Source organism: Flavobacterium sp. I-STPP5a (genome assembly GCF_009764685.1).
In the GTDB taxonomy this organism is placed as follows: domain Bacteria; phylum Bacteroidota; class Bacteroidia; order Flavobacteriales; family Flavobacteriaceae; genus Flavobacterium.
On the sequence record NZ_VHLM01000004.1, the window covers coordinates 16,780 to 31,918 of the forward strand.

General features: G+C 32.9%; 10 protein-coding genes. 7 read left to right on the plus strand and 3 right to left on the minus strand.

Features of this window, described 5'->3' with window-relative positions; genetic code table 11:
- Positions 1-38: 38 nt before the first annotated feature.
- The gene (locus FJV36_RS00350; RefSeq protein WP_158980756.1) at positions 39-1,157 is read right to left on the minus strand and encodes a GTP cyclohydrolase; all 1,119 of its coding nucleotides are present in this window, start codon (positions 1,155-1,157) and stop codon (positions 39-41) included.
- A gap of 22 nt (positions 1,158-1,179) precedes the next feature.
- Positions 1,180-2,139, minus strand: coding sequence for a transporter (locus tag FJV36_RS00355; protein ID WP_158729018.1), 960 nt, complete (start codon positions 2,137-2,139; stop codon positions 1,180-1,182).
- A 133-nt stretch (positions 2,140-2,272) separates the two neighbouring features.
- On the opposite strand from FJV36_RS00355, the gene FJV36_RS00360 reads away from it, so the two are divergent.
- The 6 genes from FJV36_RS00360 to FJV36_RS00385 all read left to right on the plus strand — a co-directional run bounded on the left by FJV36_RS00360 (position 2,273) and on the right by FJV36_RS00385 (position 9,241).
- On the plus strand, positions 2,273-2,557 hold the full coding sequence (locus tag FJV36_RS00360; RefSeq protein ID WP_158729019.1) for a DUF4834 family protein: 285 nt from the start codon (positions 2,273-2,275) through the stop codon (positions 2,555-2,557).
- Positions 2,558-2,610: 53 nt separating this feature from the next.
- Positions 2,611-5,028, plus strand: coding sequence for a YfhO family protein (locus FJV36_RS00365; RefSeq protein ID WP_158980758.1), 2,418 nt, complete (start codon positions 2,611-2,613; stop codon positions 5,026-5,028).
- Between the two features lie 61 nt (positions 5,029-5,089).
- Entirely contained in the window at positions 5,090-6,379 is a 1,290-nt protein-coding gene (locus FJV36_RS00370) for a glycosyltransferase family 4 protein (protein WP_158729021.1), read from the plus strand.
- 38 nt (positions 6,380-6,417) lie between these two features.
- Positions 6,418-7,884: an oligosaccharide flippase family protein gene (locus FJV36_RS00375; RefSeq protein WP_158729022.1), complete on the plus strand. Its 1,467-nt coding sequence runs from the start codon at positions 6,418-6,420 to the stop codon at positions 7,882-7,884.
- Positions 7,885-8,087: 203 nt separating this feature from the next.
- On the plus strand, positions 8,088-8,396 hold the full coding sequence (locus FJV36_RS00380; RefSeq protein ID WP_199250899.1) for a hypothetical protein: 309 nt from the start codon (positions 8,088-8,090) through the stop codon (positions 8,394-8,396).
- Positions 8,397-8,443: 47 nt separating this feature from the next.
- Positions 8,444-9,241 carry a DUF3575 domain-containing protein gene (locus tag FJV36_RS00385; protein ID WP_158729023.1) on the plus strand — a complete coding sequence of 266 codons (798 nt, stop codon included), beginning with the start codon at positions 8,444-8,446 and terminating at the stop codon, positions 9,239-9,241.
- Positions 9,242-9,299: 58 nt separating this feature from the next.
- Here FJV36_RS00385 and uvrA read toward each other — a convergent pair whose 3' ends face one another.
- Positions 9,300-12,098 carry an excinuclease ABC subunit UvrA gene (uvrA, locus tag FJV36_RS00390; RefSeq protein WP_158729024.1) on the minus strand — a complete coding sequence of 933 codons (2,799 nt, stop codon included), beginning with the start codon at positions 12,096-12,098 and terminating at the stop codon, positions 9,300-9,302.
- A 184-nt stretch (positions 12,099-12,282) separates the two neighbouring features.
- On the opposite strand from uvrA, the gene FJV36_RS00395 reads away from it, so the two are divergent.
- The gene (locus tag FJV36_RS00395) at positions 12,283-15,084 is read left to right on the plus strand and encodes a triple tyrosine motif-containing protein (protein WP_158729025.1); all 2,802 of its coding nucleotides are present in this window, start codon (positions 12,283-12,285) and stop codon (positions 15,082-15,084) included.
- Positions 15,085-15,139: the final 55 nt, after the last annotated feature.

Below are 15,139 nucleotides of genomic sequence, written 5' to 3' on the forward strand. Positions count from 1 at the left end.
CATACTTTTAAACAGATGGTTTTTTTATGGGTTAATGTTTACAATTCAGCTCTAAAAGTACAACGCTTTTTGTGTACTTGAGGGTCAAAATGTTTCCACAGATTTTGAATGGCAACATTATCTGCAAGTTCAGGAGTTCTAAAACAGTTTAGAATCCCTTTTTCTTTAAAAGTCTCATAACATTCCTTGAATAAAATTGCGGTTACAGCTTTGTTTTGGTATTCGGGTAGTACACCAATAAGGTAAAAAATCACATTTTTACTTTGTTTTCTAGCCTTGAGCATGTGCAAGAACCCAAACGGAAACAACTTCCCTTTGGATTTTTGTAAAGCCTCAGCAAAATCAGGCATTACGATACTAAAAGCGACAATGTTATGATCTTTGTCTTCTACAAACTTTATAAATTCAGGATTGATGAAGCTAATGTATTTTTTCTTGAAATACTCTTTTTGTGTATCAGAAATAGCTACAAAAGAGGATAGGGAAGCGTAGGATTTATTGAATAAATCAAACATTTTATCCACGTGCGGCATTACCTCTTTTGTGGTTTTAAAGTTCAACGGACTCAATTGATATCTTTTTTTAACCAAATCATTTGCCTTTTCAAAAAACTCAAGTTTTACATTTTCAAAAGGGAATTTACTTTCTAAATATTCTTTCTCAACTTTAAAGCCTAGTTCTCTAAAATGGTTTGCGTAATAAGGATGGTTGTACCACGTGATCATGGTGCTAATTTCATTAAAACCCTCAGTCATAACCCCAACTTTGTCAAGATTTGAAAATCCCATAGGTCCCTCTGCATGATCTAGATTGTTTTTTTTGCCTAGTTCGTAAACTTTTTCTAACAGAGCTTTTGTCACCTCAATGTCATCAATTACATCAAACCAGCCAAAACGAACTTTTAATTTCTGTTGGTTTTTTACTTCGCTCCAATTTATGATTGCTGTAATTCGGCCAACGATTTCATTGTTTTTTTTGGCAACATAAAAATAGGCTTCCGCATTTTCAAAAGCTGGATTCTTTGTTTTGTCAAATGTTTCGAGCTCATCCGCAATAAGCGGTGGAACCCAGTAAGGATTGTTTTTGTAAAGGGAAAAAGGAAATTTAATAAACGCTGTTAATTCTTTTTTTGATACGGCTTCGTGTATTGTAATCATGTTGTGTTTTAGAATGTTTTTATTATCCTTTTTTAATTTTTTTGGCTACTTTCTTAGCTTTAGCGTCTTTTTTATCAGGTTTTACATCAATGCGAACTTCTTTGTATTTGCCATCATATCGCCATGCAAAACCGATTCCGCCAAATAAAGCCGAAGGAGTCTCTTTTAAACTAGTACCTATTGATGCGTCTACTTGCATATTTTTGTTGAGTAAATAAGCTGCTCCACCTCTCACAATGGCATCTGCATATAAGTCGCTTTTTATGCCTTGATTTTCTACAAAACCAGACCATTTGTTGTTAAAACCACGTGTAAGTGTAACGGCATAACCATAGCTAGGGAAATCTGTACCAATATAATCTGCTGTGAAATTTGAAACTAAAACCCATCTGCCGTCACCCAGATTGTTTTGAGTAATCAATATTGCTTTTGGTGAGAATTGCGCTGGATATCTACTTGCGGTTGGGTTTCTGTTTGAAAATGCATACGGATTATTCTCTGCCGAATAATTTACACCTACAAAACCAGATACGGCAGGAATTAGCTGTCGCCAGTAAAATGAATGGTTCGCTTTCCAGCTGTAAAGGTTTACTTTTTTCTTATAATTTTTATTTGGGTCATATACTAAATATTTTGCTCCTAGTACAAGTTGTTTAAAATCAGCAATAGCCGTTTTGCTGAATAAAGAGGTATACGTTTCATTTTGATATTGAATGTCAGCTATCAACTCTAAACGCTCCAGAAACAAACCCCAGCGCAATGTGGCATCAATACCAAAACCATTTGCTTCATACTCCAATAAATTGTGTTTTTGATTGATCCCGTAAACTCCTGTTTCAACCTGAATAACTGATTTACCCACGGCAAATGCAGACATGGTTTCTCCGGGTCTATTAGAGTTTATTTCATCGGTATACTGTGCATATTGAATACTTGGAATTGTAAAAAGAGCCGCTACAAGTAATGATTTAAATGTTCGCATGATTGTTTTTTTTGTTTTTGGTCTAACATAGCTTTTCAAAAGTACTATAATTTATCATTTAATTAAGAATGATATCTTAATTTTGTCCCCAAATATAGTTCTGAATTTATTATTTTTGGAAAAAATTACCTTTATGCAAACAGCTTCTTTTAAAAGTGTTTTAAATACAATTTTATTTATCATTGCATTTTACTACATATTCAAATTTTTAGCAAAACTATTTTTGCCATTAATTTTAAAAAAGGTAGTAGAAAAAGCAGGTCAAAACATGCAGCAACAGCAGTATCAGCAAAAATCTTGGAACAATACGCAGCAACAGCCACAACAAGATGAAATAATTTATAACACAGAGAACGTAAAAAAACCTCGCGAAACTAAAAAAGTAGGGGATTACGTGGACTATGAAGAAATAGATTAAAACGTTATGCTTGAACCACATCAATACATTTATTAAATCCAATACAATATAAATTGAAAATAATTAATAAGTTTTACCCACACGCTCTTGCCATTTTTGGTTTTGTCCTTGTTTCCTTGATTTACTTTTATCCAGTTTTGCAAGGAAAACAAATTTTCCAATCGGATATTGTTCAATATACAGGCATGGCCAAGGAGCAAAACGATTTTAGAGCCGCAAATGATGTAGAACCGTATTGGACTAATTCAGCCTTTGGAGGTATGCCTACGTATCAATTAGGTGCCAAGTATTCGCATGATTATATTGGTGCTCTGGATGATACATTGCGATTTTTACCTCGTCCTGCTGATTATTTATTTCTTTACTTTTTAGGTTTTTATGCATTATTATTAGTGCTGAAAATAGATCCTCTAAAGGCCTTCTTCGGAGCCTTGGCTTTTGGATTTTCCACTTATTTGATTGTTATTTTGGGAGTAGGGCATAATGCAAAAGCACATGCAATTGGGTACATGCCACTTGTTGTGGCTGGATTTATTTTGGTTTTCCAAAAAAAATACGTGTTGGGTGGTTTGATCACACTTTTTGCGACAGCATTAGAGATCAATGCGAATCACTTTCAAATGACGTATTACCTCTTGATTTTCCTTTTAATACTTTCTGGGTATTTTATATACAAACACATAAAGGATAAAGAATATAAGACGTTACTATATTCTTTTGGAGCTTTAGCAGTAGCTGGTATTTTTGCGCTTGGTGCCAATGCAACGAACTTGTTGGCTACTTCTGAATATACTAATTTCAGTATCAGAGGGAAAAGTGAGCTTACCTTTAACCCTGATGGAACTAAAAACCAGACTACTTCATCTATGTCTAAAGATTATATTACCGAATATAGTTATGGTGTAATGGAAAGCTTTAACCTTATTGCACCGCGTCTTTTTGGAGGTTCAAATAATGAAAAAGTAGGCAAGGATAGTCACATGTTTGAATTCATGATAGGACAAGGAGTTCCAGAGGATCAAGCAACTGATTTTGTCTCAGGAATGCCTACTTATTGGGGAGATCAACCCATCGTGGCAGCACCGGCTTACATAGGAATTGTAGTTTTCTTTTTGGCAGTAATGGCTTTGTTTTTAGACCAAAGAAAAATTAAATACGTTTTCTTAACAGGTGCATTTGTTTCCTTACTGCTTTCTTGGGGAAAAAATTTCCCTTTAGTAACTGATTTTTTTATTGAGTATATTCCGTTGTATGATAAGTTTAGAGCAGTGTCCTCTAATCAGGTAGTTTTAGAAATGTGCTTTCCAGTACTTGCAATAATGGGATTGCAATCGTATTTCAAATCAGATAAAAAAGCACAGTGGAAATCCTTGTATGAAACAACAATTCTTTCTCTAGGTATACTTCTTATTTTGTTTTTAAGTAAAAGCATGTTTAGTTTTTCTGGTGGTACCGATGCGTATTTTCAAGAAAGCTATGGTCCTGACTTTGTCAACGCTTTGAAGGAAGATAGAATGAGCTTGTTTAGTGCAGATTTGCTTCGCTCTGCTTTCTTTATAATATTGGTAGCTGGAGTTTTATGGCTGTCTTTAAAGGAGAGATTTGCTCAAAATACTGCTATCGTAATTGTAGGTTTATTGATGGTTTCTGACTTGTTTTTTGTTGCTAAAAATTATGTTTCAGGTAAAGATTTTGTGAGTAAATATCAAGTAGAAGCTCCTTTCCAAGAATCTCCATCGGATGCAGAAATTTTAAAAGATACTTCAAATTATAGAGTATTTGAGGTAGGAGATATTATGGGTGCTAGAGCCTCTTATTTTCATAAATCTATTGGTGGTTACAGTGCTGTGAGACCAAGAAGGATGCAGCAATTAATGGATTATCAAATTGTAAAAAATAATATCGAAGTTCTTAATATGCTTAATGTGAAGTATTTGATACAAAAAGATAAAGAAGGTAAAGAATTTCCGGTTGCGAACCCCGATGCAAATGGTAATGCATGGTTTATTAGTCAGGTGAAACAAGTAAATTCTCCCGATGCCGAAATGAAAGCTTTGGATAAATTAGATTCTAAAAATACGGTTGTCATTAATACAAAGGAGTTTCAAGTAAAAAATACGGCTTTCGCCAAAGATAGCGCGGCTACAATATCTGTAGTTACGTATAAACCAAATTACATCAAGTATACTGCTACCAATAAAAATGAAGGCTTCGCCGTATTCTCTGAAGCTTATTATGGTAATGGGTGGATTGCTTACATTGACGATAAAAAAGTAGATCATTTGAGAGTTGATTATCTTTTAAGAGGATTGCCGATACCTGCAGGAAAACATAAAATCGAATTTAAGTTTGAGCCTCAAGTTGTAAAAACGGGTAGTACGATTACGCTGATAAGTGCAGTTGGAATATTGTTACTGCTGATTGGGGGAATTTATTACGAAAAAAAGAAGAACCCGAAGAACGTTGATTAATTAATGTTGTTTTATATTTTCGGAGTAGTTGTCAGGAATATTTTAATTCAACAGGAATAAATTGAAAAATAATAAAGTTTTAATAATTACCTATTATTGGCCACCGGCGGGAGGACCAGGAGTGCAGCGTTGGCTTAAGTTTGTAAAGTATTTACCAGATTTTGGCGTTCAGCCTATTGTTTATATTCCAGAGAATCCTACCTATCCTATTGTGGATCAAAATCTTGTAAGTGAGGTGTCTGATCAAGTAATTATTATCAAGCATAGGATTTTTGAGCCTTATCAATTGGCCTCTTTTTTATCCAAGAATAAAACTCAAAAAATGAATTCCGGGATTATTCCTAATCAAAAAAAGCAATCTTTTCTTGATAAAACTTTACTTTGGATTAGAGGGAATCTTTTTATTCCTGATGCCCGCGTTTTTTGGGTAAAACCATCAGTATCATTTTTAGAAAAATACATTCTAGAAAATGATATTGATACCATTATTACTTCGGGTCCGCCACACAGTTTGCATCTTATTGGATTAGAATTAAAACAAAAACTAAATTTAAAATGGTTTGCTGATTTTAGAGATCCGTGGACTACAATAGGCTATCATAAATCCTTACGGTTATCAAGTTTTGCCGCCAAGAAACATAAAGCTTTGGAGCATCAGGTTTTGAATACAGCCGATACGGTTATTGTAACGAGTAAAACTACTAAAACGGAATTTCAAGCGATTACAAATAAACCAATTTCGGTAATTACTAATGGTTATGATACAGAGCAAGTTGAAAAACAAGTATTGGATTCTAAATTCTCACTGGCACACATTGGTTCTTTTCTTTCTGAGAGAAATCCAAAGATGTTATGGGAAGTGCTGCTGGAACTGCTAGAGGAAATCCCTAGTTTTAAATTGAATTTAGAAATAAAACTAATAGGAGCGGTCAGTCAGGAGGTTTTAGATACCATTTCTCAATTTGAACTTCATTCCTACGTGAATAATTTAGGTTATGTTTCGCATGCTGAGGCTATTGCGCATCAAAGAAAGTCACAGGTTTTGCTGCTAATCGAAATCAACTCTGAAGACACTAAAAGCATTATCCCTGGTAAACTTTTTGAATATATGGTTTCCAATAGGCCAATTATAGCAATTGGGCCTCAAGATTCTGATTTTGCTGAAATTATCACCAATACCAACACAGGTGTATTTTTTGATTATTCTGAGAAAATGAAACTTAAAAGAGTAATTTTGGAATTTTATAATCAATTTTTAGAAGGAAGGTTGCAATCCAATGGAGTTGGTTTACAAAGCTATTCTAGAAAAAACCTTACCAAAGAATTAGTTCAATTGCTTAACAAAATATAGTAAAGTAAAGCCTGTTTGTGTTTTACAATCAATAAATAATGGGAATCGTATTAAATCAATCATTAAAGAATACCATAATTACCTATGTAGGTTTCGGAATTGGTGGGATAAACACTATTTATTTGTATCCTGTTTTTCTTGGGGCAACTTTTTATGGTTTAACTAATTACGTAACTTCTTGTGCAAATGTTATTATGCCCTTATTTGCCATTGGGATGCAAAATACCTTGGTGAAATTTTATTCTCAATATAAAACTGAAGAGGAAAAATGCCGTTTTTTATCCTTTACTGTTTTATTTCCTTTATTATTAATAATTCCAATGTTGTTGATTGGGCTTTTCTTTTACGATGAAATTTTATTCTTTTTGTCCAAAAAGAACGCAATAGTCAAAAATTATATCTGGTTGATACCATTTATTGGGTTGTGTATGGCGTATTTCGAGATTTTTTATGCTTGGGCAAGAGTTCACATGCACTCCGTTTTTGGTAATTTTATTAAAGAAGTAGGTTTGCGATTGTTTTCGTTATTTCTACTGATAGGAGTTTATTACAAATGGCTCACGGTTGAAGGATTTGTTTACGCAACAGCTGGATTGTATTTTTTGGCATTTCTAGTCACCATGTTCTATGCATTTAGCATACAAAAACCCACTTTTCAGTTTACAATACCCGTAAACACGAAAGAAATATTAACATATACTTTTTATATTATATTGTCAGGTAGTGTTGCTAATTTACTTTTGGATGGAGATAAAATGATTCTTAATCAATATATGCATATTGAGAATATTGCCTTTTATTCTGTTGCAACCTATATTGCGTTAGTAATTTCTGTTCCAAGTAGAGCGATGCATCAAATAGTGTATCCTATCACTGCACGACTAATGCACGAAAATAAGCAAGAAGAGTTAAATGATCTTTACAAGAAAACTTCGATTAATCTTCAGGTAGTTGGTGGTTTGGTTATGTTGGGTATTTTTGTTAATATCAATCAATTGTATGACATGGTTCCCAAGGAGTACAGCGGAGGTATTTTGGTGGTTTTTATGATTGGGATTTCTAAATATTTTGATTTGATATTGGGGAATAATAATGCGATAATTTTTAATACGAAATATTACCGAACAGTTTTGTTTTTGGGCGTAGGTTTAGTAGCATTAACCATAGGGTTGAATATGATTTTCATCCCAATATATGGTATTATGGGTTCTGCTTTTGCTACTTTATTATCGATTACAATATACAGTTTGGCGAAGTTGCTTTTTGTTGTCAAACGATTGCATTTATATCCTTTTACAAAGCAAACTTTACATTCGTTATTAATTACATTTTTGTTATTCCTTATGTTTTATTTTTGGGAATTTCCTTTTAATCCTATTATAAATATTTTATTGAAATCAATCTTGATTACAATTTTATATGTGTATGTTAATTACAAATTTGTTGTCTCTATTGAGATTAACGAAGCTATAAATGTTGTTCTTAGGAAAATTAAGATTTTATAGTTAGGCAATATAGATGTAAATGGCGTTATTTAAATTGTTTTTAGTCTATTTCTTGTAATTAAATTTTCTTGCTGTTTTCCGTTTGAATTTTGATCAAAAATAATTGAAATATCACTAAAAGTGGGTATTGCTGTTGAGTGATTAAGGTGGTAATTTTGTCGTGCGTTATAAAATTATATAATAGTACACAAGCACTCATTTAAATGGTAAATACTACTTCACAAGCAGAAAACACGGACGCTAACTTAGTTAAATTTTCAACCCTATTGAAAGGAAAAACTAAAGAAGGATTTGTAGTTGTAGAACGCAATGATAAACTCCCTTACGCGGTGTTGTTAAAAAAGAAAAAAAAGGTAAACCACATCTATAATTTTGCCATATTTTGTGCCACTCTGGGACTGTGGTCTTTCGCATGGATTTACATTACCCAAGTATCATCAAAAGCGAAAAAGATTTTAATTGCAATAGATGAAGACGGAAATCCATTTGAAGAAAAATGCTATATGGGATAATTTTTCTTATTTTTGAAATCAATATTCAAATATTTAAAAGACTTATTATGAAATGTAAATTACTTATCCTAGCAGCTTTTCTGCTAAACATTAGTATTGCTGTTGCACAATCTCCTGGAGAAATTGACAATCAAGAATCGATTACTATTAATGATGATGTAGTTTCGCCAAAAAAGAACAACGTCAAAATCAGTTTAACAAGTTTAATTTTTGGGAACTATCAATTCCAGTACGAAAGAAGTTTAACCAAGCATATTGGTGTTGTTGTAGGGTACAGTTTTATTCCAAAAGCGGCTGTACCATTTAGAACACAATTAAATGACTTAACAGCAGATAGTGAAGATACTCAAGGTATTTTTGAAAATGCAGAACTGGGTTACAAAGCTTTTACTCCTGAGGTTAGATTTTATTTAGGAAAAGGATACGGGAAAGGTTTTTATTTAGCACCTTTCTATAGAAATGTAAGGTATGATATTACTAATGTAAATTTTACTTTCAGTAGTGATATTGTAGGTTTTACACAACAAAATCTTTCAATGGGAGGAAAATTGACCGCTAATTCTTTTGGATTACAGCTTGGAGCACAATTTAATTTAGGGAAACACATCATCCTTGATTGGTGGATTGTAGGTCCTCATTATGGTACTTCTAAGGGTGATTTTGTAGGGATAACTGATAGAAACTTAACAACATTTGAACAGCAAGAGTTGAAAAAAGAACTGGATAACATTGAACTTCCATTATCTGATATGAAAACAGAAGTTAATGCTCGTGGCGCTAAGATTAGTGTGAGTGGCCCATGGGGTGGTGTAAGAAGCGGAATTAGCTTAGGATACCGATTCTAAATAACATAGAACAAATATTTAAAGCCGATATACTTGAAAAAGAATATCGGCTTTTTTATTATTTTAGAACTGCTTTTAAATACGTTCCAGTAATTGATTCTTTATTTTTCACCACCTGCTCTGGAGTACCAACCGCTAATAGTTTCCCGCCATTTTCTCCACCTTCAGGACCAAGATCAATTAACCAGTCGGCACATTTTATTAAGTCAAGATTGTGCTCAATTACTATTATAGAATGTCCTTTCTCAATTAAAGCATCAAAAGATGCCAATAGTTTCTTGATATCATGAAAATGTAAGCCAGTTGTAGGTTCATCAAAAACAAATAAAGCTTTGTCTTTTGTGGCTCCTTTTACTAAAAATGATGCCAGTTTTATACGTTGTGCTTCTCCGCCAGAAAGGGTAGAGGATGATTGTCCTAGTTGTACATAACCCAAACCTACATCTTGCAGCGGTTGCAATTTTTGAGTTATTTTAGTTTGTTTCTGAGCTGTAAAAAAAGCAATTGCATCATCAATGGTCAAGGTTAGAATTTCATGAATGTTTTTCCCTTCAAAAGCTACCTCTAAAACTTCTTTTTTAAATCGTTTGCCATGGCAGGTTTCACAGGGCAATTGCACATCAGCCATGAATACCATCTCTACGTTGATAGATCCTTCTCCTTTGCAGGTTTCGCAGCGCCCACCATCAACATTAAATGAAAAATGTTTTGCTTGGTATCCTCTAACTTTTGAAAGTTTTTCTTTGGCATACAATTCCCGAATGTCGTCATATGCTTTGATATACGTTACCGGATTTGATCTTGAACTTCTACCTATGGGATTTTGATCTACATATTCGATATGTTTTATTTGCGAAAAAGAACCTGATATTTCTGAGAATTGACCTGCTTTTTCACCAATATTTTCTAGCTTTTTTTGCATAGCTGGAAAAAGAATTTTCTTTACCAGTGTACTTTTTCCACTACCTGAAACGCCAGTAATCACCGTTAAGACATCTAGCGGGAATGTAACATCAATATTTTGTAAGTTATTTTCACGCGCTCCTTTGATTTCTATGAAGTTCTTAAACTGTCGGCGTTTTTTTGGTACCGAAATTTCTAAATCACCATTCAAATATTTTGCAGTAAGTGATGTAGATTTTAAGATCTCTTCAAATGTTCCTTGAGCCACTAAATTTCCACCAAGACTACCAGCTTCTGGGCCAATGTCAATGATCATATCTGCTGCTTTCATGATGTCCTCGTCATGCTCTACAACAATTACAGTATTACCTAAGTCGCGTAAAGAAAGCAGAACGTTTATTAATCTTTCAGTATCTTTTGGGTGTAAACCTATGCTTGGCTCATCCAAGATATACATAGATCCAACCAGGCTACTGCCAAGTGAAGTAGCTAAGTTAATACGTTGTGATTCACCACCAGACAGTGTCGCTGAGTTTCTATTGAGTGTTAAGTAATCAAGACCTACCTCGGTTAAAAAAGACAATCTGTTGTTGATTTCAATTAGCAATCTATTTGCTATTTGTTTTTCATAAGAATTTAATTCTAATTTTTTGAAAAAAGTAACCAAGTGTTTTATTGGTAAATCAACCAAATCAGAAACTGTTTTTTGATTAATTTTAACATAGGAAGCTTCTACGCGCAATCTTTTTCCTTTACATGCAGTACATTTTGTCTTGCCTCTATAGCGAGAAAGCATTACTCTATTTTGGATTTTATAGTTTTTTTCTTCAAGCTCTTTAAAAAAATCATCTAAGCCTTGAAAATAGCCATTTCCTGTCCAAAGAACTTCTTTTTGTTCTTCAGTAAGTTGATAAAAAGGTTTGTGAATGGGAAAATCAAATTTATAAGCTTTGTTAACTAACTCGTCACGATACCAACTCATACTATCACCACGCCATGGAAAAATAGCATTTTCAAAAACAGATAAAGTGGTGTTGGGTACTACAAGCTCAGCATCTATTCCAATAATGTTTCCGTAGCCTTCGCACACTGGGCAGGCGCCATAAGGATTGTTGAAACTAAATAAATGAACATTTGGTTCTAAAAAAGTGATGCCATCCAGTTCAAAATTATTTGAAAAAGTATGTTTGATATGGGTGTTTAATTCTTGTAAGTAGCAAACGCCTTTCCCTTCAAAAAAAGCAGTTTGAACCGCATCGGCAAGGCGGTTGTAAAATTCTTCCTCAACTTCGGGATCTTGGTTAACCACAATACGATCCACTATTAAATAAATTTCTTTATCGTTTATAGCTTCAGGAACAGCATCCAGCCTAATCATTTCATTGTTCACCAATATTCTAGCAAAACCCTGTTGCAAAAGAACATTAAGCTTGTCATGTAGTTTGCGTCCAGGTTCTAAATGAATGGGTGCTAATAACAGCCATTTACTGTTTTGTTCTAGCTTTTTCACTGCATTTACTACATCAGTTACTGTGTTTTTTTTGACTTCAACACCAGAAACTGGGGAATATGTGCGTCCTATTCTTGCAAAAAGTAATTTGATATAGTCGTAAATTTCAGTAGAGGTGCCCACTGTAGAACGGGCATTTGTAGTGTTGACCTTTTGTTCAATGGCAATAGCTGGAGCAATACCTTTAATATATTCTACCTTTGGTTTATCGAGTCTGCCAAGAAATTGACGTGCATAAGATGATAAGCTTTCTACATACCTGCGCTGTCCCTCGGCGTACAAAGTATCAAATGCTAAGCTAGATTTTCCAGATCCTGAAAGACCTGTAATAACCACTAGTTTATTTCTAGGTATAGCAACATCCACGTTTTTTAAATTGTGTACTTGCGCTCCTTTTATAATGATATTTTTCTTTGGGTCTAATTTAGAAAGGTCAACTTGCATAAAAATGATAATTTTTACAAAAGTAATCAATTTTGAACAGAGATTTCAGGATGAACAACTCACAAATAATGATTAAAACGGAGTTTTAAAAGTCATTTTTAGCCTTGTATGGTATTTATGTTTTCCATCCGATAAATAAGTACTATTTTTAGATTTATTTTTGATAAAACAAACTGAAGAACCATTGAAAACAAAGTTATACCTTATTCTTTTTTTATGCTGTTTTTGTGCCTTTTCACAAGAGTTACCTCCTATAGTAAAATATAGCTCTGCTACATATGGTGCTGGAAATCAAAACTGGATGATTACTCAAGATAAAAAGCAATTTATTTTTGTAGCCAATAATGATGGTCTACTGGAATTTAACGGAGCTAATTGGGAATTGTATCCTTCTCCAAACGAAACTATTATACGATCTGTAAAAGTTGTAGGCGATAAAATTTTTTCGGGTGCTTATATGGAATTTGGAATTTGGAAACGGTTGAATAATGGTAAACTAAAATACAATTCCTTAAGTCAGAAAATAAAAAACAAGATACTTGATGATGAACAGTTTTGGAATATTTTAGATTTCGAACAATGGGTTGTTTTTCAATCTTTAAATAGAATGTATATTTATGATACTAAAGCAGACACTTTTAAAATAATTAGTCCAAAAAACAATATCACAAAGTCTTTTCGTACTAAAGATGCAATTTATTTTCAAATTGCAAACGAAGGTCTTTTTGAAATAGAAAGTGGCACCTATCGTCTTGTAAGTAATGATAAAATTGTATTGCAAAATAAGTTGGTTAATATTTTTGCTGATGCTGATGGACTCCTTTTACAAACGCAACAAAATGGTTTTTTTAAACTGGCAGATAAACGCCTGAAAAAATTTGAAACAGATGTAGACAATGAGTTTGCATCTGGAAATATTTATTGTAGCCAAAAATTAAGTGATGGTAGCTTTGCTTTGGGAACTATTTCAAATGGTGTTTTTATACTTGATTCAGCAGGTAAATTGAAATTTCATATTACACAAAATAAAGGTTTGAGTAATAATACTGTTTTATCACTCTATGAAGATGTGGATCAAAATGTATGGTTGGGCCTTGACAATGGTATCAATTGTATCAATTTGCGTTCACCCATACAAAATTATAGTGATGATACAGGAATATTGGGCACCGTTTATACCTCTTTAAAATGTAACGGAAATTTATATGTAGGAACAAATCAAGGATTGTTTTTTAAAAAGGATTCTGTACAGGAGGAATTTCGTTTTGTGAGTGGTACTAAAGGTCAAGTTTGGTCTTTATTTGAACATGATGGTACGCTTTTTTGTGGTCATGATTCAGGTACATTTATTGTTGAGAATGGGATGGCTAAGAATATTTTTTCGGCATCTGGAACTTGGAAATTTGAGGCGTCTCCAAAAGACAAGGCACTTCTTTTACAAGGAAATTATTACGGTATTTCAGTTTTAGAAAAAAGAAATAATCAATGGATTTTTAGGAATAAAATTAAAGGTTTTGATTACTCTTCTAAGTATTTTGAGATTTCAAAAAATTCAGATGTGTACGTAAGTCATGAATATAAAGGGATTTACAGACTAGAACTTGATAAAGATCTATTGAAAGTAAAACAAGTACAGGCATATAAAACCCCTCAAAAAGGGAAAAATGCAAGTTTAACTACCTTTAATAATAATATTTATTACGCTAATAAAGCCGGTATTTTTAAACTTAATCAAAATTCAAAACAATTTGTAAAAGACAAAGTTTTGAGTGCTGTTTTTGAAAAAGATGAATATACTTCAGGAAAATTAATTGTTGATAATTCAAATAGAATTTGGTTGTTTTCAAAAAATTACATTCATTATTTTTCGCTGAGTAAGTTTAGCAATCAACTTGTTCAAAATGTAATTCCCATACCAGCAGCTTTGACAAACTCTATGTTGGGGTATGAAAATATAACTCAAATATCTCAATCTAATTATTTAATAGGAACAACGGATGGATATTATGTTTTGAATTTAAAAGAATTGGGTTTAAAGAATTATAACGTTTCATTTTCTGGAATAACCACCAACAAGCAAAATGAATCGTTTCAAAACCAAAGTATCTTGAACGAAGGAAGTTTTGATCATGATGATAATAACATTACTTTTTTTTATGCCGTACCAGAGTTTAATAAATATATAAATGTAGAATTTCAATATTTGCTGGAAGGATTTCAGGACGAATGGAGTGAATGGAGCGCTAAGCCCACAGTGAGCTTTAAAAATCTTCCTCCAGGAAATTACACCTTAAAAGTTAGAGCAAAATACGCTAATTCCACTTTAGATAGTACCATATCCTATTCGTTTAGGATAAACAAACCTTGGTATTTTACGCATGTTGCGCTTTTGATTTATTTAATATTAGTAGTGTTTTTAGCAAGATTTATACACAAAGCCTACAAACGTTATTATGAACAATTGGAAAAAAAATTAATAGAAGAGAATAATCTCTTGCTTGAAATAAAAGAGTTGGAGAACGAGCAAGAGGTTATGCGAATAAAAAACGAACAACTTTCTCAAGTAGTTGATTCAAAAAATAAAGAATTGGCTGCATCTACCATGAGTTTAAATAGTAAAAATGAGTTGTTGGCTTTTATCAAAGAGGATTTGAAAAAAACAACTGACGATGGGAATAAAAGTATAAAATCTGTTATATCTACCATAAATAAAAATATAAGTCAAGGTGACAGTTGGAATATATTTAAAGAAGCATTTGACAGTACTGATAAAGATTTCTTGAAAAAAATGAAAACAGCACATCCTTCTTTAACTCCTAATGATTTAAGATTATGCGCTTATTTACGACTCAATCTATCTTCAAAAGAAGTTGCTCCTTTATTGAACATATCGGTTCGAAGTGTAGAGATAAAACGATATCGTTTGCGTAAAAAAATGGAATTATCTCATGAGCAAGGACTTGTAGAGTACATTTTAGCTGTATAGGTTGCAGCTTTTTGGGTCAAAAAAACTATACATTACCACAACATTAACGTTGTCG

Bases quoted from the DNA above. Each gene is read 5' to 3' on its own strand.
- FJV36_RS00380 (WP_199250899.1), top strand. From the start codon at position 8,088: ATGGTAAATACTACTTCACAAGCAGAAAACACGGACGCTAACTTAGTT.
- FJV36_RS00375 (WP_158729022.1), top strand. From the start codon at position 6,418: ATGGGAATCGTATTAAATCAATCATTAAAGAATACCATAATTACCTAT.
- FJV36_RS00350 (WP_158980756.1), bottom strand. From the start codon at position 1,157: ATGATTACAATACACGAAGCCGTATCAAAAAAAGAATTAACAGCGTTT.
- uvrA (WP_158729024.1), bottom strand. From the start codon at position 12,098: ATGCAAGTTGACCTTTCTAAATTAGACCCAAAGAAAAATATCATTATA.
- FJV36_RS00355 (WP_158729018.1), bottom strand. From the start codon at position 2,139: ATGCGAACATTTAAATCATTACTTGTAGCGGCTCTTTTTACAATTCCA.
- FJV36_RS00360 (WP_158729019.1), top strand. From the start codon at position 2,273: ATGCAAACAGCTTCTTTTAAAAGTGTTTTAAATACAATTTTATTTATC.
- FJV36_RS00385 (WP_158729023.1), top strand. From the start codon at position 8,444: ATGAAATGTAAATTACTTATCCTAGCAGCTTTTCTGCTAAACATTAGT.